At 75.0% G+C, this 25591-nt stretch carries 23 protein-coding genes; 6 read left to right on the top strand and 17 right to left on the bottom strand.

The features are described 5' to 3' along the window. Nucleotides 1-2: 2 nt before the first annotated feature. From GKC29_RS16955 to GKC29_RS16940, 4 genes are all read right to left on the bottom strand, one after another. Entirely contained in the window at nucleotides 3-1970 is a 1968-nt protein-coding gene (locus GKC29_RS16955) for a CRTAC1 family protein (RefSeq protein WP_155331762.1), read from the bottom strand. Nucleotides 1971-1973: 3 nt separating this feature from the next. Beyond that, complete coding sequence (locus GKC29_RS16950; RefSeq protein WP_196255637.1) at nucleotides 1974-2948, bottom strand: DUF1702 family protein; 975 nt, start codon at nucleotides 2946-2948, stop codon at nucleotides 1974-1976. Nucleotides 2949-3139: 191 nt separating this feature from the next. Beyond that, the gene (locus tag GKC29_RS16945; RefSeq protein WP_155331761.1) at nucleotides 3140-4117 is read right to left on the bottom strand and encodes a DUF1702 family protein; all 978 of its coding nucleotides are present in this window, start codon (nucleotides 4115-4117) and stop codon (nucleotides 3140-3142) included. Nucleotides 4118-4177: 60 nt separating this feature from the next. Beyond that, on the bottom strand, nucleotides 4178-5254 hold the full coding sequence (locus tag GKC29_RS16940; RefSeq protein WP_155331760.1) for a carboxymuconolactone decarboxylase family protein: 1077 nt from the start codon (nucleotides 5252-5254) through the stop codon (nucleotides 4178-4180). Between the two features lie 239 nt (nucleotides 5255-5493). Between GKC29_RS16940 and GKC29_RS16935 the strand changes: the two genes are divergently transcribed. Then, nucleotides 5494-6558: an NAD-dependent epimerase/dehydratase family protein gene (locus GKC29_RS16935; RefSeq protein WP_155331759.1), complete on the top strand. Its 1065-nt coding sequence runs from the start codon at nucleotides 5494-5496 to the stop codon at nucleotides 6556-6558. Here GKC29_RS16935 and GKC29_RS16930 read toward each other — a convergent pair. The 3 genes from GKC29_RS16930 to GKC29_RS16920 form a co-directional block, all read right to left on the bottom strand. After that, nucleotides 6482-7564 (bottom strand): carboxymuconolactone decarboxylase family protein, encoded by a 1083-nt coding sequence (locus tag GKC29_RS16930; protein WP_155331758.1) that lies wholly within the window; start codon nucleotides 7562-7564, stop codon nucleotides 6482-6484. The two genes, GKC29_RS16935 and GKC29_RS16930, sit on opposite strands and share 77 nt — an antisense overlap. 110 nt (nucleotides 7565-7674) lie before the next feature. Next, on the bottom strand, nucleotides 7675-9330 hold the full coding sequence (locus GKC29_RS16925; protein WP_155331757.1) for an FAD-dependent oxidoreductase: 1656 nt from the start codon (nucleotides 9328-9330) through the stop codon (nucleotides 7675-7677). Further along, entirely contained in the window at nucleotides 9327-9857 is a 531-nt protein-coding gene (locus GKC29_RS16920; RefSeq protein ID WP_196255927.1) for a DUF5987 family protein, read from the bottom strand. Before GKC29_RS16920 ends, GKC29_RS16925 begins: the two co-directional genes overlap by 4 nt. A gap of 399 nt (nucleotides 9858-10256) precedes the next feature. Here GKC29_RS16920 and GKC29_RS29600 point away from each other — a divergent pair, with 399 nt between their 5' ends. From GKC29_RS29600 to GKC29_RS16910, 3 genes are read left to right on the top strand one after another with little or no spacing between them, the layout of a single operon-like run. Continuing rightward, nucleotides 10257-10853 carry a hypothetical protein gene (locus GKC29_RS29600; RefSeq protein WP_196255636.1) on the top strand — a complete coding sequence of 199 codons (597 nt, stop codon included), beginning with the start codon at nucleotides 10257-10259 and terminating at the stop codon, nucleotides 10851-10853. After that, the gene (locus GKC29_RS29595) at nucleotides 10853-11542 is read left to right on the top strand and encodes a copper resistance protein CopC (protein ID WP_196255635.1); all 690 of its coding nucleotides are present in this window, start codon (nucleotides 10853-10855) and stop codon (nucleotides 11540-11542) included. The genes GKC29_RS29600 and GKC29_RS29595 overlap by 1 nt, the downstream gene beginning before the upstream one ends. A gap of 20 nt (nucleotides 11543-11562) precedes the next feature. Continuing rightward, on the top strand, nucleotides 11563-12348 hold the full coding sequence (locus GKC29_RS16910; RefSeq protein ID WP_155334185.1) for a TIGR03084 family metal-binding protein: 786 nt from the start codon (nucleotides 11563-11565) through the stop codon (nucleotides 12346-12348). Between the two features lie 112 nt (nucleotides 12349-12460). Here GKC29_RS16910 and GKC29_RS16905 read toward each other — a convergent pair whose 3' ends face one another. The 10 genes from GKC29_RS16905 to GKC29_RS16860 all read right to left on the bottom strand — a co-directional run bounded on the left by GKC29_RS16905 (nucleotide 12461) and on the right by GKC29_RS16860 (nucleotide 24213). Beyond that, nucleotides 12461-13699 carry an MFS transporter gene (locus GKC29_RS16905; protein WP_155331754.1) on the bottom strand — a complete coding sequence of 413 codons (1239 nt, stop codon included), beginning with the start codon at nucleotides 13697-13699 and terminating at the stop codon, nucleotides 12461-12463. Then, a complete protein-coding gene (gene treY / locus GKC29_RS16900) occupies nucleotides 13696-16008 on the bottom strand; it encodes a malto-oligosyltrehalose synthase (protein ID WP_155331753.1) in 2313 nt (770 codons plus the stop codon). Before treY ends, GKC29_RS16905 begins: the two co-directional genes overlap by 4 nt. Beyond that, nucleotides 16008-17507 carry a 4-alpha-glucanotransferase gene (gene malQ / locus GKC29_RS16895; RefSeq protein ID WP_155331752.1) on the bottom strand — a complete coding sequence of 500 codons (1500 nt, stop codon included), beginning with the start codon at nucleotides 17505-17507 and terminating at the stop codon, nucleotides 16008-16010. The genes treY and malQ overlap by 1 nt, the downstream gene beginning before the upstream one ends. Nucleotides 17508-17544: 37 nt before the next feature. Next, nucleotides 17545-18900: a glycogen synthase gene (locus GKC29_RS16890; protein WP_196255634.1), complete on the bottom strand. Its 1356-nt coding sequence runs from the start codon at nucleotides 18898-18900 to the stop codon at nucleotides 17545-17547. Continuing rightward, entirely contained in the window at nucleotides 18897-19664 is a 768-nt protein-coding gene (locus tag GKC29_RS16885) for an HAD family phosphatase (protein ID WP_230689082.1), read from the bottom strand. Before GKC29_RS16885 ends, GKC29_RS16890 begins: the two co-directional genes overlap by 4 nt. A gap of 2 nt (nucleotides 19665-19666) precedes the next feature. Further along, entirely contained in the window at nucleotides 19667-19948 is a 282-nt protein-coding gene (locus tag GKC29_RS16880; protein ID WP_155331749.1) for a MoaD/ThiS family protein, read from the bottom strand. Nucleotides 19949-19959: 11 nt separating this feature from the next. Continuing rightward, complete coding sequence (locus GKC29_RS16875) at nucleotides 19960-20730, bottom strand: HisA/HisF-related TIM barrel protein (RefSeq protein WP_230689081.1); 771 nt, start codon at nucleotides 20728-20730, stop codon at nucleotides 19960-19962. Nucleotides 20731-20848: 118 nt separating this feature from the next. After that, nucleotides 20849-21304: an SgcJ/EcaC family oxidoreductase gene (locus GKC29_RS16870; protein ID WP_155331747.1), complete on the bottom strand. Its 456-nt coding sequence runs from the start codon at nucleotides 21302-21304 to the stop codon at nucleotides 20849-20851. A gap of 60 nt (nucleotides 21305-21364) precedes the next feature. Then, nucleotides 21365-22939 carry a GMC family oxidoreductase gene (locus GKC29_RS16865; RefSeq protein ID WP_155331746.1) on the bottom strand — a complete coding sequence of 525 codons (1575 nt, stop codon included), beginning with the start codon at nucleotides 22937-22939 and terminating at the stop codon, nucleotides 21365-21367. Between the two features lie 92 nt (nucleotides 22940-23031). Next, on the bottom strand, nucleotides 23032-24213 hold the full coding sequence (locus GKC29_RS16860) for an acyl-CoA dehydrogenase family protein (RefSeq protein ID WP_155331745.1): 1182 nt from the start codon (nucleotides 24211-24213) through the stop codon (nucleotides 23032-23034). A gap of 390 nt (nucleotides 24214-24603) precedes the next feature. Between GKC29_RS16860 and GKC29_RS16855 the strand changes: the two genes are divergently transcribed. Further along, nucleotides 24604-25071, top strand: coding sequence for an SgcJ/EcaC family oxidoreductase (locus GKC29_RS16855; protein WP_155331744.1), 468 nt, complete (start codon nucleotides 24604-24606; stop codon nucleotides 25069-25071). Nucleotides 25072-25102: 31 nt separating this feature from the next. After that, the gene (locus GKC29_RS16850) at nucleotides 25103-25588 is read left to right on the top strand and encodes an SgcJ/EcaC family oxidoreductase (protein WP_155331743.1); all 486 of its coding nucleotides are present in this window, start codon (nucleotides 25103-25105) and stop codon (nucleotides 25586-25588) included. Nucleotides 25589-25591: the final 3 nt, after the last annotated feature.

The raw sequence follows: 25591 nt of genomic DNA, 5'->3' as shown, positions 1-25591 counted from the left end.
GCTCACCTCTCCTGGGCCTGGGAGCCGAGCCGCAGCGTGTGCCAGCCCGGGGTCAACTGAAGTTCCTGCTGCCGGACCTGCCCGGTGCGGTCGCGCCACCGCAGGTCCACCCGGACCGGGCCGGTGACGTCCCGGCCCAGACCGACGTGCGCCTCGTGGCTGCGCTTGCCGGAGTGGCCGCTGCCGCCGTCGACGCGGGTGATGAAGGTCCGCCCGTCGGCGGTGGTCACCCGCACCTGGGCGCCCACCACCGGTGAGCCCGGTGCCGGCAGCCCGGCGTCGGCCGGCGCGGCCGGGCCGTCGTGGATCAGCCGGAGCCCGAGGAACGCGCCGGGCGACGGGCTCTGGTTGTGGTAGAAGACCGGCTCGTCCCACTGCCGGGCCACCGCGAAGTCCAGCCGGCCGTCGCCGTCGGCGTCACCGGTGGCGATGCCGCGAGTGGGCACCGGAATGTCGAGGCCCAGTTCGCCGGCGAGGTTCACGTACCGGCCGTCCGGGCCCTTGGCGAAGAAGTGCAGCCGCTGGCTGCCACCGATGTCGTCGCCGGCGTTGACGTTCGGCCACCACAGCGGGTGCCGCAGCAGCTCGTCGTTGGCGGTGGCCAGCTCCTGGAGCTGGGGCCAGCGGTTCACGTCGCCCTTGACGAAGCCGGTGGTCTGGGCGACGACCAGCTCGCCGCCGTTGTCGAAGTCGGCCAGCTTGGCGTCCCAGCCCCAACCCGACCAGGCGAGGCCGAGCGGCGCGCTCCGGTCGGTGTACGGGGCGCGGCCCGCGGTGAACTGCCGGCGCAGGTCGGCGTCGTCCTTCGCCGTGTCGATGAAGGCGAAGTGGCTCTCCTCGATGCCGAAGGAGGTCGTGATGTTGCTGACGAACATGTCGTACCGGCCGTCGCGGTCCAGGTCGCCGAAGTCGACGCCCATGCCCTTGAACGAGTCGACGCCGATCCGCTTGGACTTGGGGACCAGGGCGCGGCCGACCGCGCTCTCCACCAGCGCGAACCTGATGTTGCCCGGGGTGGAACGGTTGTGCAGCAGCCGGTCCGGGCCGAAGTCGTGCGCGACGTACAGCTCGGGCAACTGGTCGCCGTCGAGGTCGTTGGCGCCGGCCGCGAGGGCCCAGCCCTTGGATGCCGCGAACGGCAGGACGTTCTCGACCAGCTCGTAGGTGGCCGTCGGGGTGGCGCCGCCGGTGCCCCCGGTGAAGCGGAGGACGTAGTCCTCGCCGCCGTTGACGCCGTGGGACATCGAGTCGTTCATCTGCACCCCGCCCTTGACGGTGTCGTCGAGGACGGCGCTGTGCGGGAAGTAGTTGCCGACGAAGATGTCCACGTGACCGTCGCCGTCGAAGTCGTCGACCGCGACGGCGTTGGTGTTCCACAGCGGGCCCTCGTACCGGGCGGGGTTGCCGGGCACCAGCTCGGTCGGCTGGTACGCGGCGGCGGAGAGCCCGGTGACGCCGGCCTTCGCGAGGTAGAGGATCGGCGTCCGGCCCCACAGGTAGACCAGCAGGTCCGTCCGGCCGTCCTCGTTGAAGTCCCCGGGCACGCAGCCCATCGGCGCCATCGGCGTGGTCATCGGCAGGGGGTCCGGGCGCAGCGCGAACGGCGCGTACCGGTCGCCGCCGCGGCCGGGAACCGGCGTGACGCTCACCTGGTCGGTGCGGGGGTCGGTGACGCAGAGGTCGTTGGCGAGGCCGTCGCCGTCGAGGTCGTTCATGGCGATCGCGGAGCCGACCGACGAGATCCACGCGTCGATCTTCTTGTAGTCCTGGTTGACCCGGCGGATGGTCTGCTGCGGGAAACCGCCCGGCAGCGAGACCGTCGTCGGCGCGAACCGGTACCGGTCCGCCAGGTCCTCCCGCTCGTCGGCCGAGGCGTACGGCAGCCGGGAGGCGAAGAACAGGCCCACCATCAGCACGAGGGCCAGCACCCCGGCCAGCTGGCGGCGCAGCCATCCCACTGTCATCGACATCTGTCAGTTCCTTCCGATCACGACGAACTCGTCCGCCACCGCCTGCCGCCAGACCTCGTACGCGGGCGGCCCGCCCGGCACCTCGCCGGACGGCCGGCGCAGGTAGGCCAGGTCGGCGGCCTCGGCCACGCTCATGCCGCACAGCGCCCGCGTGGCCACCTCGTTGTGCGGGACCACGAGCCCCGCCCGGACCCGGGCCGACGCGGCGAAGACGCTGCCCTGGGAGACCTGCGTGCGGTGCTCACCGGCGCGCTGCCAGAACGCCCGCAGCTCCTCCTCGTCGGCACCGCCGGCGTACGTGGCCGCCAGGCCGGCGCCGCTGTACAGGTCCGCCCGGCGCTCCGGCGCGAAGCCCTCGATGGTCTCGGTGACCCGCTCGGCGTCGGTGCCGCAGACGAACCACAGCGCCCGGCCGATGCCCTGGTCGATCGCCCGGTCGGCGTAGCCCCGGTGGGCGCCGCCGGGCGGCCACGGGAAGGCCGGCTCCCGGTACTGGCCGTGCACGTACCGGTCGGTGGCGAAGTACGCCTGGTGGAAGCCGTAGCCATCCAGCGCCAGCCAACGCAGCAGCGGGTCGGGCGCGGCCAGCGTCCGCCAGCGGAACCGGGGCAGCCGGGCCATCGCCCAGCCCACCCCGACGTACGCCATGTACACGTGGGAATCGCCGGGGCCGGTGAGGAACCGCGCCACGTGCCGGCTCCGGCCGGGCAACGCGTCGAGCACCGCCAGAGCCATCGCCGCGCCCTCGTACGCGAACCCGCGAAATCGCGTCGGGATCTGGTCGAGCCGCTGCGACAACGGACCGCGCTCGGGCGTCTCGGCGGCATATGAATAGCCGGTGAGAAAGGTACGCCCGATCGTTTCGAGCAATTCCCGCGCCGCCGGATCCTTAGCCTTGAATCCGCGCACGTCGAGGTTCGTGGCGGACATGTCGGGCGTGAGAATGCGACGTCTCAGCGTACGCCAGGCACTGGTCACGGTCTCCCCCAACCGAGGACGCGCTCGTCCTCTGACGACTGTGGATGAAATGCTGCCAGCGGTCGACGTGTCATGTCTTCTTCGACTGTGCGAATTGGAGAAACGACCTCTGGCAATTGTTTCGGAAGCGGAAAGTGCCGGTACCCACCAATGCGCGGGCGTCGTCGCCAATGGCGGCGGACGCGGCGCGGTCAACCGCGCGCCGACGCCGCGTGGAATCGCGCCCGCACCCGGCTCCGCCAGATCTCGTACGGCGGCACCAGCCCCTCGGCGGCACCGGAGACGGCCACCTCGTCGGCGAACTCCGCGGCCGCCTCCACGGTCATCCCGGTCAGCCCGAGCAGGGCCGCGCGGGTGTGCTCCGGGACGCACCCGGACCAGGAGCGGGCCTTCGCCGCGAACACCGCGCCCTGGGCGAGGTCCGGCGCGTGCTCGCCGGCGGCACGGTGCAGCGGCCCGGCGTCGCAGCCGCCCGCGAACGTGGCCGCGAGGCCGACGCCGCTCCACAGGTCCGGGTGCCGGTCGGCGGCGAACCGGCCGACCGCCGCCGCCACGTCGGGAACGTGTCCACCGTGGATGAACCACAGGGCACGGCCGATCCCCTGGTCCACCGCGCGGGGGAAGTACTCCGCCGCGCCCTGCCACGGGTACCGGGCGAGCCGCTCCTGCCGGTCGACGACCCGGGCGGTGTCGAAGTAGGCCCGGTCGAAGCCGTACCCGTCGACGGCCAGCCAGCTCATCGTCGGGTGGTACGGGATGCCGGTCAGGTCCGGCAGCACGTTGCGCCAGAGGATCCGCGGGAGCCGGGCCATGGCGAAGCCGATGCCGATGTACGCCAGGAACACGTGCGGCCGCCCGGGCCCGAGCAGGAGCGAGCGGGTGCGGTCGGACCGGCCCGGCATGACGTCCAGCACGGTGCACGCCATCGTGGCGCCCTCGTACGCGAAGCCGCGCAGTTCCTCGTCCACCAGTTCCAGGCGCCGTTCCAGCTCCCACTGCTCGCGGGTGTCGACGCCCCACTCGAAGCCGCAGATCACCGCCCGGGGCACCGCCTCCAGCCGCTCGGTGGTCGCCGACGGTGTCGCCGGGAAGCCCCGCCGCCGGAACGAGACCTCGGCCAGGGCCGGCGCCAGCAGCAGGCGGCGCACGGAACCGACTGCGGTTGCCATGGATCCTCCCCGGGATCGGTGGCGGGCGGCGCACCGGGGCGCCCGCCGTTGCGGAACCGGTCAGCGGCCGGCGAGGCGCGCCCGCGGCACGTGGTGACTGCCCACCCGGCGGGCCGCCACGAAGCTCGCCCAGGCGGCCGCCTCCACCAGGCTGCGGTCGTCGGGGTGGTGGGCGCGGAACTCCCCCACCACCTCCTCGTCGACCTGGTAGGAGGCGAGCGCGGTGAGCAGGGCGAGACGGCCGGCGGCACGGTCGGCGGCGGGCAGGTCGGCGACCAGGTCCTCGCACCACTGCCGGCCGAGCCCGGTCTCCTCGCCGCGCCAGTCGTCCAGTCGGCGGAGCACCCGGTCGCGCACCGCCGGTGCGAGCGTCCGCTCGCCGGCCGCCTCGAAGGCGGCGTAGGAGCGGGCCACGGCCGCGGCCACCGTCGGGTTGCCGGCGGCCCACCGGGCGTCGGCGGGCAGGTCCGCCGGCGGCAGCAGGGGCAGCGAGCGGCCCGGCGGGTACGGCTCACGCAGCGTCGGCCGGAGCAGCCGGCTGATGCCCTGCTTGAGCCGGCGCCGGGCGGCCGGCCCCAGGCCCGGCGGCAGCAGGAAGTTGGCGAGGAAGACGTTGACCATGCGGGTCAGGTAGTGGAAGGAGACCAGCACGCCGACCAGCTCGGGGCGGTCCGCCTCCTCGAACGGGGCGTCGGCGGCGCCCGGCAGGTCGGCGAGGTGCGCCGACCGGGCCCAGCCGGCCACCTGCCGGACCGCGTCGTCGCGCACCTGCTCGACCCGGTCGGCGACGATCGCCTCGGCGTCACCCGCGTCGCTCAGGTCGTACATGCCGGTGCTGTGCATGTCCGCGCAGTACGGGCAGATGTTCGCCACCGAGACGGCGGCGGCGACCGCCTCCTTCGCCAGGCGGCCGGCACGGCCGGTGGCCAGCAGGGGTTCCCGCATGAGCATCCAGTACGCGGCCAGGACCGGCGGCGCCGGCGAGTGCAGTAGCACCGGAGGACTGACGATGCGCTGCTCCTCGGCGGCCTGGGCGTAGACCGCACCGACCGCCCCCGCGGCCTCCGGCGCGGGCACCGGCCGGACGTACCTGACCTGGCGCTGGACGACCGACGAGACCACCCGTCCGGCAACCATTGCCTGCCTCCCCTGTGTTCGCCAACGGACCACGGCACGGTGGCACGACCGCACGGCGACGGTGTGTAACGACGTACTCACCCAAGGATGCGGGATCGTCCCCCCGGTGTGGATATTCCAGATTGCGCAGCCCGGTCGACTGTGGACGGTGCTGGTCGAACGCCGCACGTTGCGAGAACACCCGCCACCGTCCGCCCGCCGATAATCGCCGGACGGGCCGCACACCGGAGGAGGTCACGATGACGGTGCTGGTGACCGGGGGTACGGGCTTCGTCGGGTCGCACTCGGTGGCGGCGCTGCTCGCCGCCGGGCACCGGGTGCGCCTGCTGGTCCGGGACCCCGCGCGGGTCCCGGTGGCGTTGGAGCCGCTGGGGATCGGGCCGGCGGCGGTCGAGGTGGTCACCGGCGACGTGACCGACCCGGACGCGGTGGCCGCCGCCGTCCGCGGTTGCGCCGCGGCGCTGCACGCCGCGTCGGTCTACAGCTTCGACACCCGCGACCACGCCCGGATGCGGGCGGTCAACGTCCGCGGCACCGAGCTGGTGCTCGGGGCCGCCGTCGCCGCCGGCCTGGACCCGGTGGTGCACGTCTCCAGCTTCGGTGCCCTGGTGCCGGCCCGCCGGACGCCGATCACCCCGGACGCCGAGGTGGGCACGCCCCGGGAGACGTACCTGGACAGCAAGGCACGGGCCGACCGGGTCGCCCGGCGGCACCAGGCCGAGGGCGCGCCGGTCGTCGTGACGTACCCGCTGGCGGCGCTCGGGCCGCACGACCCGCACCTGGGCGACCAGACCGCCCGACTGCGCAACGCCCTGCGCGGGCTGATGCCGCTGTGGCCGCGGGGCGGCTTCCCGGTCGGCGACGTACGGGACGTGGCCCGGCTGCACGCGGCGGTGTTGGAGCCGGGGCGGGGCCCGCGCCGGTACCTGGGCCCGGGTCGCTACGTGGACACGCGGGAGTACCTGGACGTGCTCCGCCGGGTCACCGGCCGGGCGCTGCCGGCGGTACGCCTGCCGGCCGCCGCGATGCTGCCGGTGGGCCTGCTGGCCGGGCTGGTGCAGCGCGTCACGCCGGTCCACCTGCCCGCCGAGTACGGCGCCATCTACACCTGCGCGGTGGCCGGGCCGGTGGACACCACCGCCACCGACCGGCTGCTGGACGGCGCGGCCGTGCCGTTCGAGCGGACCGTCGCCGACACGGTGTCCTGGCTGGCCGCGACCGGCCGGATCAGCCCGCGCCAGGCCGGTCGGCTGGCCGCCGCCGCGCCCCCGCCATCCGGGCGCCCAGCCGCCGGGCCGCGGTGAGGCTGGCCCAGGCGGTCACGGCGAGCAGGTCCGCGTCGCCCGGCACCCGGCGCCGGTGGTCGTCCACCACGTCGTCGTCGACCTGGTAGGAGGCCATCGCGGTGAGCAGCGCCAGCCGCGCCGTGGGCCGGTACGCCGGCGGCAGCCCGACCACGGCGTCGCCGACCCAGGCCCGGCTGATGCCCGGCGGGCTCCCGTCCCAGTCGCCGATCCGCTCCCCCACCAGGTCCCGCACGGCGGCCGGGACGGCGGCCCCGGCCAGCTCGTCCACCGCCGCGGACGCCCGCGCGATCGCCGCCCCGACGGTCGGATGCCCGGCCGCCCAGTCGAGGTCCGGCGGGAGCGGCGCGGGCGGCAGCAGGTCCAGCGCGGTGCCGGGGCGGGACTCGCGGCGGGCGGCCGGGCCCATCATCGCGCCGAGGAGACGGCGGGCCCCGCCGCGCAGGCGGCCGGGCACGGCCGGCGGCAGCGGCGAGCCGTCCAGGAAGACGTTCACCATCCGGTTCAGGTAGTGGAACGCCACCGCGACGCCGACCAGCTCGGGGACCTGCTCGGCGGGGAACGGCGGCGGGTCCCCGGTTACCGGTCCCCGCGCCCAGCGCACCAGGTCACGGACGGCGGGGTCGGTGACGGCGTCGACGCGGTCGGCGGCGACCGCGGCGGCGTCCGGCCCGCGGACCAGGCCGTGCAGCGTGGAGGTGTGCACGTCGACGCAGTACGGGCAGGCGTTGCCGAGGGAGACCGCCGCGGCGACCGCCTCCCGGGCGGCGCGGGTGCAGCGGCCCCGGGCCACCAGCGTCTCGCGCAGGATCACCCAGGCCGCGGCCAGCGCCCGCGGCTGCGGCGCGTGCAGCGCCACCGGCGGGGCGAGGACGCCGAACTCGCGCTCCAGCGGGTCGTACACCCGGCGCACGGCGGGCGGCGCCGACGCTGGGGCGACCGGGCGGACGTACCGCACCCGCCCCAGCGAGCGGCGGACGGCGGCCCGGGCGAACCTGTTGACCACGGTGCCCTCCTCGTTGTGGTCGCCCGCCGGTGGATGGACGCTCGGCGGGGCACGACGCCGGGGCGCGGGCCGGCGGGGTCGGGGACAGCGACCCCGCCGACCCCGCCGGCCTACCGGGCGGCCCGGCCGCCGACCAGGGGCAGCACCGCGTCCCGGCCGGCGGTCGCGCCGTCCGGGGCGGGCGCGCCGTACCGCACCGCGACGCCGCGCTGCCGGGCCGCCTCGACGATGGCGGGGACGGCCCGCTCGGCCAGCGCGGCGATGGTCATGGCCGGGTTCACCGTCAGCGCACCCGGCACCGCCGAGCCGTCGGTGACGAAGATGCCGGGGTGGCTGCGCAGCTCGTGCCGGTCGTCCAGGGCCGAGGTTGCCGGGTCGTCGCCGATGCGGCAGGACGCCAGCGGGTGCACGGTGTACGCGCCGACCACGTCGTTGGTCCACGGCATGACGCGGGCCAGGCCGTCGCGTTCGAGGATGTCCCGCACCTCGGCGTCGGAGGCGGCCCACCCGCGCAGCGTGTTCTCGGTGGGCCGGTAGCGCAGCGCCCCCCGGCCCAGCATCTGCTGGGAGACCCGGACGGCGTTGCCGGTGGGCGGCGGCGGGCCGAAGACGCCCTCGTTGTCGTCCTCGCTCATCGTGAAGATGGTCAACCAGGACTTCCAGTGGCGCAGCAGTTCCTTCTTCTCCGCGCCGAACCAGGTGGGCCCGGTCGCGTCCGGCACCTGGGCGAGGATGGTGCCGAAGCCGGGCGGGAAGTAGAGCTGCTCCAGCGAGTAGCGGAGGTACTCCGGCAGCGACCCGTCGAGCCGGTCCCAGGTGGCCACGCAGGGCCCCTTGCCGATCTGGTACGCCTCGTACGGCACCCCGTCGGAGCGGCTGAGCCCCAGCACCTCACGCACCCGGTCCTCGTCGACGACCGCCGTGTTCAGCCGCTCCCCGTTGCCGGAGAAGTAGCGGCCGACGGCGGCCGGCATCGGGCCGAGCGTGTCGGCGGAGCGTTGCAGGATCACCGGGGTTGCCCCGGCGCCCGCGGCGAGCACCACGATCTTCGCGTCGATCGCGCCGCCGCCCACCTCGACCCGGTAGTCGACGTCGTCGACCACGGTGTAGTGCAGGCGGTAGCCGCCGGCGTCGGTCCGCTCCAGCCGCTGCACCTCGTGCAGCGGCCGGATCCGGGCGCCGTGCGCGATCGCGGCCGGCAGGTAGTTGAGCAGCAGCGAGCGCTTGGCGTCGAACCGGCAGCCGGACATCATCCAGTTGCAGTTGACGCACCGTTCGTTGTCGATCGCCACCGGCACCGGGTTGGCGGTACGCCCGGCGTGGTGGCAGGCCGCCGCCCACAGGCCGCCCGCGTACGGCACGTCCGGCCAGTCCTGCCGGGTGACGGGCAGCGCCTCGGCGACCCGGTCGTACCAGGGTTCGAGGGTGTCGCGGCTGATGGCGGCGGGCCACATGCGCCGGCCGATGCTGCCGTGCCGCTCGAAGACGAAACGCGGCGCGCGCGGCATCGCGGCGAAGTAGACGACGCTGCCGCCGCCGACGCAGTTGCCGGCCAGCACGCTCATGCCGTCGCCGATGGTGAAGTCGAAGGCCCGGGTGGAGGACGCGCCGAACTTGAAGTCCTGGTCGAAGTCCTGCCCGGTCAGCCACGGCCCGCGCTCCAGCACCACCACGCGGGCGCCGCCGGCGGCCAGGTGGTACGCGGTGATCGCGCCGCCGAACCCGCTGCCCACCACCACGACGTCGGTGCTCTCGATGGCCGTCATGCCGGGCTCCCTGAGGGTGTCGTGTCGGGGTGGGGGTGGGCGAGCTGCCGGCCGTAGGAGAACTCCGGGAAGCGCCACAGGCCGTCCGCCTGCGGCGGCTTGAAGCCCATCGTCGTCATCCCGGGATGCCCGGCGGCGAGCGCGTCGACGGTGTGCAGGTGCGCCGCGGCGTCGAAGGCGATCGTGCTGAACATCGCCACGCTGACCCAGATGTCCCGCTCGGGATGGGTGGGTGCGGTCAGCCGCGCGACAAGTTCGGTGCGGTCGGGGAAGGAGAGCGCGACGAACGGCGGCACCGCGGGGTCGAGGCTCAGACCGCGCTCGGCCGCGTACCCGCCGGCGTGCCCGTTGAGCGCCTCGGCGAGGTTGTCCAGCGCGGGAGCCATGCCGCCCTCGTCGGTGCGGAGCACCGCGACGGCCCCGGAGGCGACCGCGCCGCCACCGATGGCCGCGCCGGCCACGGTGACGTCACCGGGGAAGCGCTTCTCCCCCGGCAGAATGGTGTCGGCGAATGCTTCGAACGTCATTGTCGTCACGTCGTCCTGGGCGCTGTCGTGCACGGGTCATCCCTCCTTTCACATGCGTCGGGATCAGGCGACGGGAGAACCGGTCCGGGTGGCCGGACAGCGCCGGGGCGGAACGTGACTGACGGCCGGGAGCAGCACGGCCGATTCCGCGCCCACGGCACCGTTCTCCGCGGCTACAGCTTGCGCCCGCCGCTCGTGGGACGCATCTTCGGACGTGCGCAGCCGGCGGTCGCCCCGGGCCCACCGAAAGGCTCCCGGGGCTCGTGACGAACCGGCGAAAATTGCGATGGGAATTGCGCGGCGACCGTTGCGGGAAACTGCGCAAATTCGAAGAAGAACCGGTTCGGAAGCGTCGATAGCCTGGCCGGGAAAGCACTAGCCAGGAGGGACGGATTCCGCATGACCACCGTCAGCAGCACCTCGCGTCGGGAGGGTCTCATCCACCGGCTCAACGGGCGGCACCACCGGGCGGCGCTCACCGCCTACCTGGCCATCGTGATCGGACACTGGGCCGAGCACCTGGTGCAGGCGTACCAGATCTGGGTGCTGGGCATGCCCCGGCCGCAGTCCCGCGGCGTCCTCGGGCAGTGGTTCCCGTGGCTGGTGAGCTCGGAATGGCTGCACTACGGCTACGCGCTGGTCATGCTGGTCGGCCTGTTCCTGCTGCGGCCCGGCTTCACCGGCCGCTCACGCACCTGGTGGACGGTGGCGCTGGCGCTTCAGTTCTGGCACCACATCGAGCACCTGCTGCTGTTCGTGCAGGCGCAGACCGGGACGTACCTGTTCGGCCAGGCGGTGCCCACCAGCGTCGTCCAACTGCTCGTCGGCCGGGTCGAGCTGCACCTGTTCTACAACAGCGTGGTCTTCATCCCGATGGTGATCGCGATGTACCGGCACCTGCGCCCGTCCGACCCGGAGCTGCACGCGGCGTCGTGCAGTTGCCTGGCGGCGCAGAAGCGCGCCCTGGGCGTGCCGGCGGCGCCGGCCCCGGCCTGATGGGCCGGGTCACGCGCGTCCTGGCGGTCGTCGCCCTGGCCGCGCTCGCCGTCCCGGCGACACCGGGAGCCGCCCGTGCCGACGAGGGACTCGCCGGCCCGGCTGACGCCCGCGCCGACGAGCGGCTCGCCGGCAGTGACCCGGCCGCCGGGGCGGCTCTCGCGACGGCGCCGGCGGCGGTCGAGCTGACCTTCGCCGGCGAGCCGGACCTCGCCGACTCCCACGTCACGGTCCTCGACGGCGACGCGGCCGTGGTGAGCACCGGGGAACCGCAGCGGGCGGGGCGGCGGACACTACGGCAGCCGCTCGCCGCCGGGCTGACCGGAGACCTGACCGTCGCCTGGCACGTCGGCCTCCGCGACGGCGGCCAGAGCCGCGGGACGCTGCGGTTCAGCGTCGGAACCGGCCGCCCGCCGGCACCGGCCGGGCCGGCGCTCGACCGGGCCACGGCCGAACTCCTGGACACCCACGCGCACCGCATCGACCCGCTCAGCGCGGTGCTGCTCCTCGTCAACGCGGTGGTGGTCCTGGGCGCCGTCACCCTTCTGGCGGTCCGTGACCCGCGCCGCCCGCGGGCCTGGCGCCTGCCGGCCGAGTTCGGCGGGCCGCCGACCAGCCCAGGGGCGGAGCCGGGCGAGCCCGGGCCCGCCCACCTCGACAGCCGGACGACCGGAAGGGGTACGACGTGACCGATCAGCAGCAGGACGTGATGGCCGCCCTGGTGGCCGAGGGTAGGGAGGTCGACGGGCTGGTGGCCGGGTTGGCCCCCGAGCGGTGGGCGTTGCCGACCCCCGCTCCGGGGTGGACGGTCGCGCACCAGATCGCCCATCTGGCGGCCACCTTCCGCCTGGCCGGGATGGCGGCGGCCCAGCCGGACGCATTCACGGCGGTGGTGTCCCGGCTCAGCGGCGACTTCAACGGCAACGTGGAGGCGGCCCTGTCGGAGTACCTGGCCGACCCGCCGGAGGTGCTGCTGGAGCGGTGGCGTGCCGAGCGGACCACCGCCGAGAAGGCCCTCGCCGCGGTGCCGCCCACCCAGTTGGTGCCGTGGCTGGTGCGGCCGCTGCCGCCGGCTGTCCTCGCCGCCGCGGGGATGATGGAGCTGTTCGGGCACGGGCAGGACATCGCCGACGCGCTCCAGGTCCGCCGCACGCCGACCGACCGGATCGGGCACCTGGTCGGCTTCGCCGTCCGCACCTGGGACTTCGGCTACCTGGCCCGGGGGCTCACGCCACCGGAGGCGGCCCTGCGCTTCGAGCTGACCGCGCCGTCCGGTCGGGTGTGGACCTTCGGCCCGGAGGACGCGACGGAGACGGTGACCGGCCCGGCGTGGGACTTCTGCCTGCTGGTCTGCCGACGCCGCCACCGGGACGACCTGGCGCTGCGGGCGACCGGCGCGGTCGCCGACCACTGGCTGGACATCGCCCAGGCCTACCGCGGGCCGGCCGGCCCGGGCCGGGAGCCGGGCCAGTTCGCCGAGCTGGACCGGCGCTGACCGGGCCCGGCGCAGGAGGGTGGGGCGGCCCGGCCACGGGCGGGCCGCCCCGACCCGCCGGCCCGGCCACGGGTGGCGGCGCCCCGGCCCGCCGGGCCACGGGTGGCGGCGATCAGCGGCGGGCGGCGGAGGGCCGCTCGACCGGGCCCGCCGACGGCTCGGGCGACCGGCGTAGCGCGCGCAGCAGCAGCGGCACCGGCAGCACCGCCACCACACCGGTGGCCACGGCGAGCACCGCGAAGCCGCCGGCCGCCAGCACCGCGCCCGCCGCCACGCTGGCCACCGCCGAGGCGGTCCAGACCACGGCGTCGACGCCGCCCTGCACCCGGGTCCGGTACGCCGGATCGAGCGCGCCGGTGAGCTGGCTGCTGCCACCGACGAACGTGAGGTTCCAGCCGAGCCCGAGCAGGAAGAGAGCCACGTTCAACCGGGCCAGCCCCGGAGCCGGGCCGACGGACGCGAGCAGCACCGACACGACGAGCACGCCGACGCCGGTCAGCGACGCCACCAGCCCGCCGAACCGGTCGGCCAGCTGCCCGCTCAGCGGGGCGAGCCCGAACATGCCGACCAGGTGGAAGGTGAGCACGAGCCCGACGGCGCCCAGACCGTGGTGGTGGTCGTGCATGTACAGCGGGGTCATCGTCATCAGCGTCACCATGGCCACCTGGCCCGCCACCATCGCGCTCAGCGCGGTCACCACGGCCGGCTGCCGCCACACGGTGCCGGGGACCCGGCCGGCCGGCCGGCTCCGCGCCTGGATCCGCAGCCGGGGCAGGGCCGCCGAGGCGGCCAGCGCGCCGGCCGCGGCCACCATGGCGACCAGGAACGGCCCGGTCAGCGCGGGCAGTCCGGCGGCGGCCGCGCCCGCGCTGCTGGGCTGCATCAGGTTCGGGCCGATGATGGCGCCGACCGTGCCGATCCAGACGACCAGGCCGACCACGAACCCCCGGCGGTGCGGCGGGTACAGCTCCGCCGCGCAGTAGCGGGACAGTTGCGCGCCCCCGTTGCCCACGCCGAGCAGCACCATGCCGAGGAGGAACGGGACCATCGCGCCGGCGACGACGGCGTACCCGGCGACGGCGGCGCCGAGCAGCGCCACCGCGTACCCGGCGGTGAGGGCGAGGCGGGTGCCGCGCCGGCTCATCAACGCGGCCAGCCCCAGCGTGCCGGCGGCGGTGCCGACCACGCCGGCGGCGTTGGGTACGCCGCTCCAGGCGGCGCTGAGGCGGTCCGCGCCGATCAACGTGGCGACCGTGCTCGCCCCCACCATGGAGGTGTTGGTGATGGCGACCCCACCGATCAGCGCCGCCGTCGACCGCCCGCGTGCGGTGATGTCCGTCGATCCGCTCATGACTGCCTACCTTGCACCAGGAGGGCGACCGGCAGCCACCCCAGGACGTCCGACACGCGCGGGTGCGGCGTGTCGTGGCGCTGCCCGGTGAGCACGTCGGTCCATCCGGCGCCGGGCAGCGTGAGCAGGGTGTCGCGCCAGCCGCCGGCCGCCGCGAGACCCACCGGCAGCCGGGTGGCGACCGCCGCCAGGCCGGGCGCCCGGTGGAAGCCGACCAGGTGCGCCCGGGCCGGCCCCTCGGCGCTCACCGGGCGGTAGCCGCGGAACAGCGCCGGGCGGGACCGGCGCAGCCCCAGGGTCCGGGCGGTGAGCAGCAGCTTGGCCGCCCCCGTCTCGTCCACCGGCGGCAACCAGCCCGCCTCGATCCGGTCGAGCAGCCGCCGCCGCAGCGCGAAGTCGACCGGCCGGCGGTTGTCCGGGTCGACCAGGGAGTGGTCCCACAGTTCGGTGCCCTGGTAGACGTCGGGAACACCGGGACCGGCGAGCTGGAGCAGCTTCTGCCCCAGGGCGTTGGACCAGCCGGGCGGGGCGATCCGGCCCACGAACTCGGCCACCTCGGCCAGCAGCTCCCGGTGGGCGGCGACCCGGCGCGGCCAGTCCCGGACCAGCCCCTCGTACGCCGGGTCCGGACGCAGCCAGTCGGTGCGTGTACGCATCTCCCGGACGACCTTGAGCAGGTGGTCGGCGAGCCGGTCCACGCCGATCGGCCACGCCCCGACCAGGGTCTGCCAGGCCAGCGGCTCGACCGCCGGGTCGCCGACCGGGCAGCGGGCGGACCAGCGCCGGACCCGTCCGGCCCACTCGCCGGGCAGCTCGCTGAGGACAGCCAGCCGTGCGCGCACGTCCTCGGCGCGCTTGGTGTCGTGCGTGGACAGCGTCGTCATCGTCGCGGGCCGGGCCGCCTCCCGGGCGGCGTTGGCGGCGTGGAACTCCGCCGGGGGCACGCCGAACCGGTCCGGGTCGCCGCCGACCTCGCCGAGCGCCACGAGCGCCTGGTGCCGGTAGAAGGCGGTGTCCTCGACGCCCTTGGCGCTCACCGCGCCGGTGCTCTGCTGGAAGCGGACCGCCAGCGGGCCCGCCGGGCGGGCCACCATCTCGTCGCGCAGGCGCCGGGCCGGCCCGGCCAGCCGGGGGTGCTCCCGGGCCACCGTGGTGACCGCCTCGTCCAGCGTCCAGCGGTGCGCGGGCAGGTAGGCGCGGTACGCCGGCATCGCGACCAGCAGCTCGCGGACCAGGTCGGTCACCGCCTCGGCGGGCTGCTCCGGCAGCACCGCCCGGGCCGCCGCCACGATCCGGTGGGTCTCCGCCACGAGGAGGGTGTCGACGACGTGCCGGCGGGCCGCCCGCGCCACCGCCGGGAACCGGGTCCGGCCGGCGGGCCCCGCGGCGGCGGCCAGGCCGTCGCGCCCGCCGGGGTCGACGAACACCCCGCAGATCTCCCGCAGCGCCTCGTACCCGGTCGTGCCGTCGACCGGCCAGGTCGCCGGCAGGTTCTCGCCGACCGCGACCACCTTCTCCACCACGATCCAGGCGTGCGGGGCGGCCGCCCGCAGCCGGCGCAGGTACCCGGTCGGGTCGGCCAGCCCGTCCGGGTGGTCGATCCGCAGCCCGGTGACCTCCCCGTCGGCGATCCAGCGCAGTGGCAGCGCGTGCACCGCGTCGAACACCTCGTCCCGCTCGGTACGCAGGCAGGCCAGCGTGTCGATGTTGAAGAACCGGCGGTACGTCAGCTCGGCGACCCCCCGGCGCCAGCCGACGAGGCGGTAGTGCTGCCGCGCGTGCACCTCCCCGACCGGACCGGTCCCGGTGCCGGGGGCGAGCGGGAACCGGTGCTCGTGGTAGGTCAGGGTGTCGTCGACGACCTTCAGGTCCCGCTCGGCGGCCGTCCCGCCGTCGCCGTCGTCGGCGAGGACCGGCAGCAGCAGCGGCCCGGCCGACCAGTCGACGTCGAAGTACCCGGCGTACGGGGAGCCGGGCCCGCGCCGCAGCACGTCCCACCACCACGGGTTCGCGGCGGCGTCGGCGACGCCCATGTGGTTGCACACCACGTCCACGACCAGGCCGAGCCCGGCCCGGCGGAGCCGGTCGACGAGCTCGCGCCGGCCGGCCTCACCACCCCGGTCGGGGTCCACTTCGAAGGGGTCGGTGAGGTCGTACCCGTGGTCGGAGCCCGGCGTGGCGGCCAGCAGCGGCGACGTGTAGACGGCGCCGACGCCGAGCCGGTCCAGGTAGTCGACCAGGCCGGCGGCGTCGGTCAGGGTGAACCGGGGCGAGACCTGCAGTCGGTAGGTGCTGGTCGGCGCGGCCATCAGCCGGTGAACCCGCTCGGCCGCCGGCTGGCCGCCCGCCGGTCCCGCCCGTACGTCTCGGTGAGCCGGCGCAGCCGGAACTCCAGCCCGGGGCTGAGCGCCCGGGGTGGCAGCCGCCACGTCCAGTTGCCGTCGGTGCGGCCGGGAACGTTGAGACGCGCCTCCGAGCCGAGTTCCAGCAGGTCCTGCACCGGCAGCACGGCGAGGTACGCCACCGAGCCGAACACCGCCCGCGCCATCGACCAGCAGATGCCGTCGGCGATGCCGCCGAGGTAGCGCTCCACGCGGGACCGCTCGTCGGCGCTGCGCTCGGCCCACCAGCCCAGCGTGGTGTCGTTGTCGTGGGTGCCCGGGTAGGCGACGCAGTCGACCGGGTGGTGGTGCGGCAGGTGCTGGTTCTCGTCGCCGCCGAACGCGAACTGGACCAGGCGCATGCCGGGGATGCCGGCGTCGACGCGCAGGTGCTGCACCTCGGCGGAGGCGGGCCCGAGGTCCTCGGCCAGCAGGGTCACGTCACCGAGGTCCTTGCGGAGCCGCTGGAACAGCGCCAGGCCCGGCCCGTCGCGCCAGGACCCGTCGCCGGCCCGGCCGGGCACCGGGACGGCCCAGTAGCGCAGGAAACCCCGGAAGTGGTCCAGCCGCACCATGTCGTACCACTCGGTCATCCGCCGGACCCGCGCCACCCACCAGGCGAAGTCGTCGGCGGCCATCCGGTCCCACCGGTAGAGCGCGTTGCCCCAGACCTGCCCCTCGTGGCTGAACTCGTCGGGCGGGAAGCCGGCCACGGCGACGGGCCGGCCGTCGGCGTCGAGGTCGAACAGGTCCGGGCGGGACCAGGTCTCGACGCTGTCGACGCCCGGGAACATCGCGATGTCGCCGATCAGCTCGACGCCCAGCGCGGCGGCCCGGGCGCGGACCGCCCCGAAGTGCCGGGCGAACAGGTACTGCTCGAACCGGTACCGGTCGAGGTCGTCGGCGGCGCTCTCGTCGAGCCGGGCCAGGGCGGCCGGGTCCCGGCGCGCCAGCGGCCCCGGCCACCGCGTCCACGGGCCGCCGTGGCGGTCCCGCAGCACCATGAACCGGGCGTAGTCGTCGAGCCAGCCGGCCTGGTCCCGGCAGAACGCACGGTAGTCGGCGGTGGGGGTGAAGGCCGCGTGCGCCCGGGCCAGGAGCCGCCGCTTCACGGCGAGGGCCCCCGGATAGTCGACCCGCTCCCCCGGCAGCTCCGGCTCGGCGCCCAGGTCCGCGGCGTCGAGCAGGCCGTCGTCGCGCAGCCGGTCCACGCTGACGTAGAGCGGGCTGCCGGCCAGCGTCGCCGGCGACTGGTACGGGCAGCCCTCCGCGCCGACCGGGTTCAGCGGGAGCAGCTGCCACACCGACTGCTCGGCCGCGGCCAGGAACTCCAGCCACTCCTCGGCGGCGGGACCCAGCTCGCCGATGCCGTACCGCCCGGGAAGGGAGCTGGGGTGCAGAAGGATCCCGCTGCGTCGGGTCAGCATGGCGCGTGTCGTCCTCTCGGTCGTCAGGGCGGTGCGGTCAGTCGGCGGGGCGGTAGAGGGCCTCGTACCGCCGCGCCGCGTCGTCCCAGGTGAACCGGGCCCGCATGCCCCGGTCGCGCAGCGCCGCCCAGCCGGCGGTGTCGGCGTGCCGGGTGACCGCCGCGCGGACGGCGGCGACCAGGTCGGCCGGCCGGTCCCCGTCGTACGCGATGCCCAGCCCGGACTCGCCGATCGTCTCGGCCATGCCGCCGACCCGGCGCACCACCGGAACCGAGCCGTAGCGCAGGGCGATCAGCGGCGCCAGGCCGCACGGCTCGTAGCGGGACGGCGCGAGGAAGGCGTCCGATCCGGCGTACGCGAGGCGGGCGGCCGCCTCACCGCTGTCCGGGTGGAAGGCGACGCCCGGGTGCCAGCGGGCGGCCCGGACGAACGCCCGCTCGTACCCGGCGCCCGTGCCGACCACGACGAGTTGGATGCCGAGCGCGGCGATCTCGTCGATGCCCTCCAGCAGCGCCTCGACGCCCTTCTGCGGCACCAGCCGGCCGACGAACGCGAACAGCGGCACGTCCGGGTCGACCGGCAGGCCGCTGGCCCGCTGCAACGCCGCCCGGTCCACCGCCTTGCCGGCCAGGTCGTCGACGTCGTAACGGGCCGGGAGGAAGCGGTCCGTCGACGGGTCGAAATGGTGGTAGTCGACCCCGTTGAGGATGCCGTGGTAGTCGCCGCCCCGGGAGCGCAGCAGATGGTGCAGCCCCGAGCCGTGCGCCGGGGTGAGCGTCTCGTCGCGGTAGCGCGGGCTGACGGTGGTGACCGCGTCGGCGTACCGGATGCCCTGGGCCAGCAGGTTGCCGGTGCCGTAGCCGGTCAGACCCAGCTCGGTGGCCTTGTCGTACGGGAAGAGTCCCTGGTAGGCGAGGTTGTGGATGGTCAGCACCGAGCGGGGCGCGGCGGGTCGCCGGCGCAGCTCGGCGGGGACGTGGCCGACGTGCCAGTCGTTGCAGTGCACCGCGTCCGGCCGGTGGCCGGGGTGGGTGGCCAGTTCGGCGACCGCGCGGGAGAAGAGCACGAACGAGGCCAGGTGGCGCTCCACGTACCCCTTGGGCCGTTCCCAGTCCGGGTGCGTGTCGGAGCCGAGCGTGAGGTACCGGACCCCGTCGTGGTCGCCCAGGTCGGTGACGTGGAAGCGGGCTCGGACCCGGCCGGCCGCCACCGGCACCGTCCCGACCGGACGGCCGGCGGGCAGGCCGGCGTACCCGGGCAGGACCAGGTCGACCCGGTGCCCGCGCGCGGCGAGCGCCTTCGGCAGCGCCTGGGCGACGTCACCGAGCCCGCCGACCTTGACCAGCGGAGCCACCTCCGACGTGGCGAAGAGAACCCGCAGCGGGGTGCTCACCGGCGTACCCCCGGAAGGGTCGACGCCGGGTGGAGCCCGCGCCCGGGCGCAGACCCCGGTGGGCCCGCCGGCGCGGGCGGGGCGGCTCGGAGCAGGACGGCGGCCGTCCCGGCCACGTCCAGGCGGACGCCGCCGGGGACCGGCGCGACGCGCAGCGCGGCGACGGCGGGCGCGGTCCACGTGGCGCCCGCGGCCGTCAGGCCCTCCTCCGCGCCGACCGCCACGCTCGCGGCGCCGGCGGCCGTCGCCGCGCGGACGCCCCCGGAGGAGTCCTCGACCACGAGGCAGTCGGCCGGGTCCAGGCCCAGCCGTTCGGCGCCGAGCCGGTAGCAGTCCGGGGCGGGCTTGCCCCGGGGCGTCTCCCCCCAGGTCACCGTCGCGGTGAACGCGCCGGCCAGGCCGAGCTCGCGGACCACCCGCCGGGCCCGCCGGTCGGACGCCCCGGTCACCAGCGCCATCGGCAGGCCCGCGTCGCGCAGCGCGCCGACCAGCGCCACCGCACCGGGTACGGCGACGAAGTCCAGCGCCGGCTCGGCCTCACGCACCTGGCGCAGCACGTCCTGCCGGTCGGCCTCGGGCAGGTCCCCGAAGAGCGTCGCGACGGTGTGCTCGGGCGCGCAGCCGAGCACGTCACGCCGGATCGCCGCCGGGTCGGGCCAGCGCCCGTACCCGGCGGCGATCCGGCGCCACAGCCCCACGACGGCCCGGCTCGAGTCGATGAGGACTCCGTCCAGGTCCCACAGGACACCGGCGAACTCGCGCATGCTCACCCGGCCCCGCCCGCGACGGCGGGCAGGATGACGAGCACGTCGCCGTCGTTGGTGCGGGTGTCGAGCAGCCCGCTCTCGCGGACGTCGACGTCGTTGACGTACAGGTTGACGAACCGGCGCAGCCGACCGTCGTCGGTGACCAGCCGGGAGTGCAGGCCCGGGTGCCGGGCGGCCAGGTCGGACAGGACGTCGGCGAGGGTCGCGCCGTCCGCGGTGACCTGTCTGTCGCCGCTCGTGAACTGCCGGAAGACCGTCGGGACGGTCACGTGCACGGCCACGGATGCTCCTCTCAGGTGGTGGGGATCTCGTCGCCGGGCATCGCGCCGGCGAGGTACGACAGCCGGCCGGCCGCTACGGCGTGCCGCATGGCGGCGGCCATGGTCAGCGGCTCCTTCGCCTGGACCAGGGCGGTGTTGACCAGCACCGCCGCCGCGCCCGACTCCATCGCGAGGGTGACGTGCCGGGCACTGCCCAGGCCGCCCTCGACCACCACCGGGATGCCGACCTCGTCGATGATCCGGCGGATCGGCGCCGGGTCGGGCACGCCCCGGCCGGAGGCGACCGGCGCGGCCATCACCCGCAGCGCCGAGCAGCCGAGCGACTCCAGTGCGCGGGCGGTGTCCAGGTCGGGCAGGATGAACGGCAGCACCTCGTAGCCGGCCTCGCGCAGCCGGCCGGTGGTCTGGACGGTCGCCCGGTTGTCGGGCAGGTTGGTGCCGTCGCGCACGTCGAGCTTGAACACCTCGATGCCGTACGAGTCGTGCAGGATCTCGACGGTCCGCCACGCGCTGTCGGCGGACCGGGCGAAGGACGTGGTGCCGACCCACAGGTAGCGGTCCAGCGGCAGTTCGTCGTCCAGGTCGGACAGCAGGAGGCTGGACCGGCGGTTGTCCGGGTCGACGGTGGTGATGAAGATCTGCGACCCGGTCACCTCCAGCACCTGCCGGACCACGGTGGGCTCGGTGTACTGCTCGATGCCGACGAGGAGCCGGGAGGTGAGTTCGCGGCCGCCCAGCACCAGCCACGGCTCCGTCAGATCCCGCTCCGGCAACGTCTCCACGGACAAGGGGACACCTTTCTGTCGCGGCCACCGGCGGGGTGACCGGTCGGGGGCGGCGGTACGCGGCCGGCGGACGCCGGCCGCGTCGGTCCCGCGCGCTCTCGGGGAAGGGGTGGGCTCAGCCCTTGACCGGGCTGGACTGGTACGACAGGACCCGCCAGTCACCGTCGGCACGGACGGAGACGAACGTGATCCGGCTGGACCGTTCGGGGGCGACCTCGTCCTCACCGACCAGCAGGAAGCCGCCCTCGGCCACCATGAAGGCGCAGTCGGCGTGCAGCAGCTTGATCTCGACCGGCTCGAAGCGCAGCCGCGAGCCCTTGTACGGGCCGGCGAACGCCTCGGCGAGCCAGGACCGGATCTCCTCCCGGCCCTTCAACTGCTCGTCGCCCATCAGCATGCTGCCGTTGTCGGTGAACATGGCGGCGACGGCGTCGGCGTCGCCCGCGTCCCAGTTGGCACGGACCCGCAGCGGGGCCGTCAGCGAGTGGCCCTCCTCGCCGTTGCTGTAGGCGCCGTAGTTGGTGGCCCACTGCTTGGCCTGGGTGACCAGCGACGCTGCCTTGGTGGTCATGTCTGCTCCTCGCGGGATGCACCGGCGCGGGGCGCCGGGTCGGTGGACACGGGGTGTGGGTCAGCCGGCGGTCAACGCCGCCTCGACCGGGGCGGGGACACCCCGGAGCAGGTCGGCGGCCTTCTCGCCGATGGCGATGGTCGCGGCGTTCGGGTTGCCGCTGACCAGGCGCGGCATCACCGAGGCGTCGGCGACGCGGAGCCCGTCGACGCCGAGCACGCGCAGCTCCGCGTCGACGACCGCGCCCATGGCGCAGGTGCCGGCCGGGTGGTAGATCGAGTGCGCGTACCGGCGGACGTAGTCGCGCAGGTCGGCGTCGGACTCCGAGGCCGGCGGCCGGTACGGCCGCTCGGTGTACGGCGAGAGCGCCGGCTGCCGGGCGATGTCGAGCCCGATGCGCAGCGCCGCCACCGCGTCGTCCAGATCGGACTCCTCGGCGAAGTAGTTGTGGATGATCTTGGGTTTCGCCGTCGGGTCGTCCAGGGCCAGCAGCACACTGCCCCGGCTGCGCGGGGCGAGCATCGACGGGCCGTACGACAGGGCGTGGTCGGTGGGCGTGCCCAGCCCGTTGTCGGCGAACATGACCGGCGCGGCGAGGAACTCCACGTCCGGCGCGGGCAGGCCGTCGCGGGTACGGACGAACCCGCCCGCCTCCGGCCCGTTCGAGGTGAGCGGCCCCCGGCCCTCGGTCATGAACTGCTCCAGGTGCTCCGGCGTGCCGGCGGCGAGCAGGCTGACCGGGTGCGAGTGGGCGTAGATCAGCGGCACCAGGACGTGATCCTGGAGGTTCTGCCCGACCTGCGGCTGGTCCAGCACGACGGGCAGGCCCAGCGCGGTCAGCAGCGCCGCCGGCCCGATGCCGGAGAGCATCAGCAGCTGCGGCGAGTTGTACGCCCCGGCGGAGAGCACCACCTCGCGCTCGGCACGGATCTCGACGTCCTCGCCGAGCCGCTGGCCGACCACGCCGACCGCGCGGCCGTTCTCGACGAGCACCCGGTGCACCTGGAGGTTCGTCTCGACGGTGAGGTTGGGCCGGTCGGCGGCCGGGTGCAGGAAGGCGGTGGCGGTGCTGCACCGCCGGCCGTCCCGCTGGGTGAGCTGGAACAGGCCGAAGCCGTCCTGCTCGGCGCCGTTGAAGTCGTCGTTGGCGCCGAAGCCGGCCTCCTGCGCCGCCGCCACGAAGGCCGCGGACATCGGGTTGCGGGCCCGGCCCTCGGAGACGGCGAGCGGCCCGCCGACCCCGTGGTACGCCGACTCGCCCCGCTCGTTGTCCTCGGAGCGCTTGAAGTACGGCAGCAGCTCGTCGTAGCGCCACCCGGGCTGGTCCCAGCCGTCGAAGTCGGAGCGGTGACCACGGATGTAGATCATCGTGTTGATCGAGCTGGTGCCGCCGAGCACCCGGCCGCGGGGCAGGTAGATCCGGCGGCGGTTCAGGTGCGGCTCGTCGTGCGTGTCGTAGTCCCAGTCCAGCTGGGTGCGGAACAGCCGGCCGAACGCCACCGGGACGTGCACGTTCTGCGCCGTGTCCGCCGGGCCGGCCTCGATCAGGCAGACCCGGACGTCGGGATCCTCGCTCAGTCGCGCAGCCAGCACGCAGCCCGCCGAACCGGCGCCCACGATCACGTAGTCGTACATCCACCCCTCCTCGTCGCCGGGCCGCCAGGCGGGCCGCCGGCGCGGCGTGCTGCGGGAGCCGGCCGCCGGTGCCACCGGCGGCCGGCCCGATGTCAGATGTAGAGGCTGTTGGGCTCCAGGCCGCAGAGCACCCGGCCGTAGAGCTCGTAGTTGGTGTGCGGGGTCATCAGGGCGTGCAGGTTGACCGTCTGCACGTCGCGGGCGATCCGCTGGATCGGCACCGAGCTGTAGATCGAGGAGCCGCCGCTGGCCATCGCCAGCACGTCCACCGCGGCCCGGCCGAGCTGGCAGACCGCGCCGACGTCGGCCCGGGAGCGGGCCCGCTCCTCCACCGTCCACGGCTGCCCGGAGCGGCCCTTCTCGTCGACCAGCGCGGTGACCCGGTGGGCGTGGAACTCGGCCTGGTCGGTCCGGAGCGTGGCCTCGGCCACCTGGAGGTGGGTCACCGGCGCGTCGGCCTGGCTGTCGTAACTGGTGTACGTGATCTTCCGGCCGGGCAGCCGCTCCAGGAACGCCTCGCGGGCGGCCCGGGCCAGGCCGAGCACCGTGCCGACCGACGAGGCGGCGGCGACGCCGAGCAGCGGCGCCCGCCACACCGGCGAGTCGGCGTTGCGCGCGGACGCGTACTGCCCCTGCAGGACCGCCGGCAACGGCAGCACCCGCTCGGCGGGTACGAAGACGTCCCGCGCCACGGTGGTGACGCTGCCCGAGCCGCGCATCCCGGCGGTGTGCCAGTCGTCGACGATCTCCAGGTCGGTCATCGGCACGAGCATCATCACCGGCATCGGCGTGCCGTCCGGCGCCGCGCCCATCGCGATGATCTCCTGCCACTGGCTGTGCCAGGCGCCGCTGATGAAACCCCACTGCCCGTTGAGCAGCACCCCGCCCGGGCGGGGCTCGGCGTTGCCGGTCGGGCTGAGCGTGCCGCAGACACGGACGTCGGGCGTGGTGAAGACCTCGTCCTGGACCTCGTCCGGGAACATCCCCACCATCCAGCCGGGGATCCACCACACCGAGGCGGTCCAGGCGGCGGAGCCGTCGCCGCGGGCCAGGTGGGCGGCCACGTCGCAGAGGGTGCGGGTGTCCGACTCGTACCCCCCGTAGCGGCGGGGGACCCGCATGCGGAACACGCCCGCGTCGCCCATCGCCTCGACGACCTCGTCGTGCAGGCGGCGGTTCTCCTCGGACCAGCCCGCGTGCTTCTGCAACAGGGGCACCAGCTCGGCCGCGCGGCGCACCAGCTCCGGGCCGGGCACTGTCTGGGTGACGTCCACCCTGACCTCCTCGCAAGTCGTCGTGTTCGGCGGTTCCGCCCACCCCGGGGCACGGTGCGTGCCGGGTCGCGGGGTGTGCCACGGGTCGGCGACCCGGTACGGCGTGGTCCCCGGCACGGGCGGCGGAACGGACCCGGTCGGCCGGTCCTGACGTGCCCCGGGTGCCCTTGGCATCGTCTGCGGCGCACGCGGAGCCCCGCATCTTTCGAAGTGCGGTGTTGCCGGTGCCGTCGGCCGGCCCAGGAGGGCGACCACCGCCCGGTAGCGCAATCACAAAGATGCGTTGAGTGACGGGCCCCGGCCACGATTCAGGGAGCGATCACCACCGGTACCCGGCGTGGTCCCGGCCGCCGGCCGGCCCCCGCCGCACCCGAGGGAAGGGAACACCCCATGTCCACGACCACGCAGGCCACCCGGCCCGACCTCGACGCCTACTACGGCCCCTTCACCAGCGAGAAGGAGAAGGAGGTGCTGGGCGTTCCGCTGCGCCTGGTCGGCGCCTGGAGCCGCAACGACGCCGCCGGTGTGGCCGACACGTTCACCGACGACGGCATCCTCATCCTCCCCGGCGACGTGTTCAAGAAGGGTCGCGACGAGATCTTCTCGTTCATGGCCGCCGCCTACGCCGGCCCGTTCAAGGGCACCGGCGTGACCGGCAACCCGGTCGACGTGCGCTTCGTCAACGACGACGTCGCCCTGCTGCGCACCCACGGCGGCATCCTCGCCCCGGGCGAGACCGAGATCGCGCCCGAGCTGGCCGTCCGCTCCACCTGGGTCTGCGTCAGGCGCGACGGCGAGTGGAAGCTCGCCGGCTACCAGAACAGCCCCCGTGGCGCCGGCGCCACGCTGCGCTGGTGACTCCCGCCCGACATCCCGCGAGGAGCGCATCATGACCACCACAGCGACGACGCGGTGGGGCGACGCGACGCAGATCCTCGGCGCCGCCGGCGTCACCGAGGATCCCGCCTACGTCCGCGACTTCCCCAGCGCCGAGGAACGGGCGATCCTGGCCGTCCCGCAGCTCATCCAGGCGGCGTGGAAGGCCAACGACGCCGACCTCTTCGCCGACATCTTCGCCGAGAACGGCAGCCTGCTGATGGGCGACGAGCAGCTGACCAGCCGCGAGGAGATCCGCGCGTACATGGCCAAGGGGTTCGGCGGCCCCTACCGGGGCGCGTACGTCAAGGGTTACCCGGTCGCCCTGCGGATGCTGCACCCGGACGCCGCGATGGTGGTCACCGGCGGCGGCATCATCCTGGCCGGCGAGAGCGGCATCGCGCCCGACCGCCACATCCGCGCCACCTGGATCATCGTCCGCCGCGAGGGCGAGCGCCCGCAGTTGCTGTCCCACCAGAGCAGCCCCGTCACCGGCTGACCG

It is taken from the genome of Micromonospora sp. WMMC415 (assembly GCF_009707425.1).
GTDB lineage: Bacteria > Actinomycetota > Actinomycetes > Mycobacteriales > Micromonosporaceae > Micromonospora.
The sequence above is the reverse complement of the archived record's forward strand: the minus strand, read 5'-3'. Positions and strand labels throughout refer to the sequence as shown.

Coding starts and splice junctions, on each gene's coding strand:
- GKC29_RS16955 (WP_155331762.1), bottom strand. CDS start 1,970: ATGTCGATGACAGTGGGATGGCTGCGCCGCCAGCTGGCCGGGGTGCTG.
- GKC29_RS16940 (WP_155331760.1), bottom strand. CDS start 5,254: ATGGTTGCCGGACGGGTGGTCTCGTCGGTCGTCCAGCGCCAGGTCAGG.
- GKC29_RS16905 (WP_155331754.1), bottom strand. CDS start 13,699: ATGAGCGGATCGACGGACATCACCGCACGCGGGCGGTCGACGGCGGCG.
- GKC29_RS16850 (WP_155331743.1), top strand. CDS start 25,103: ATGACCACCACAGCGACGACGCGGTGGGGCGACGCGACGCAGATCCTC.
- GKC29_RS16925 (WP_155331757.1), bottom strand. CDS start 9,330: ATGACGGCCATCGAGAGCACCGACGTCGTGGTGGTGGGCAGCGGGTTC.
- GKC29_RS16910 (WP_155334185.1), top strand. CDS start 11,563: ATGGCCGCCCTGGTGGCCGAGGGTAGGGAGGTCGACGGGCTGGTGGCC.
- GKC29_RS16920 (WP_196255927.1), bottom strand. CDS start 9,857: ATGACGTTCGAAGCATTCGCCGACACCATTCTGCCGGGGGAGAAGCGC.
- GKC29_RS29595 (WP_196255635.1), top strand. CDS start 10,853: ATGGGCCGGGTCACGCGCGTCCTGGCGGTCGTCGCCCTGGCCGCGCTC.
- malQ (WP_155331752.1), bottom strand. CDS start 17,507: ATGCTGACCCGACGCAGCGGGATCCTTCTGCACCCCAGCTCCCTTCCC.
- GKC29_RS16935 (WP_155331759.1), top strand. CDS start 5,494: ATGACGGTGCTGGTGACCGGGGGTACGGGCTTCGTCGGGTCGCACTCG.
- GKC29_RS16885 (WP_230689082.1), bottom strand. CDS start 19,664: ATGCGCGAGTTCGCCGGTGTCCTGTGGGACCTGGACGGAGTCCTCATC.
- GKC29_RS16870 (WP_155331747.1), bottom strand. CDS start 21,304: ATGACCACCAAGGCAGCGTCGCTGGTCACCCAGGCCAAGCAGTGGGCC.
- GKC29_RS16865 (WP_155331746.1), bottom strand. CDS start 22,939: ATGTACGACTACGTGATCGTGGGCGCCGGTTCGGCGGGCTGCGTGCTG.
- GKC29_RS16945 (WP_155331761.1), bottom strand. CDS start 4,117: ATGGCAACCGCAGTCGGTTCCGTGCGCCGCCTGCTGCTGGCGCCGGCC.
- treY (WP_155331753.1), bottom strand. CDS start 16,008: ATGGCCGCGCCGACCAGCACCTACCGACTGCAGGTCTCGCCCCGGTTC.
- GKC29_RS16855 (WP_155331744.1), top strand. CDS start 24,604: ATGTCCACGACCACGCAGGCCACCCGGCCCGACCTCGACGCCTACTAC.
- GKC29_RS29600 (WP_196255636.1), top strand. CDS start 10,257: ATGACCACCGTCAGCAGCACCTCGCGTCGGGAGGGTCTCATCCACCGG.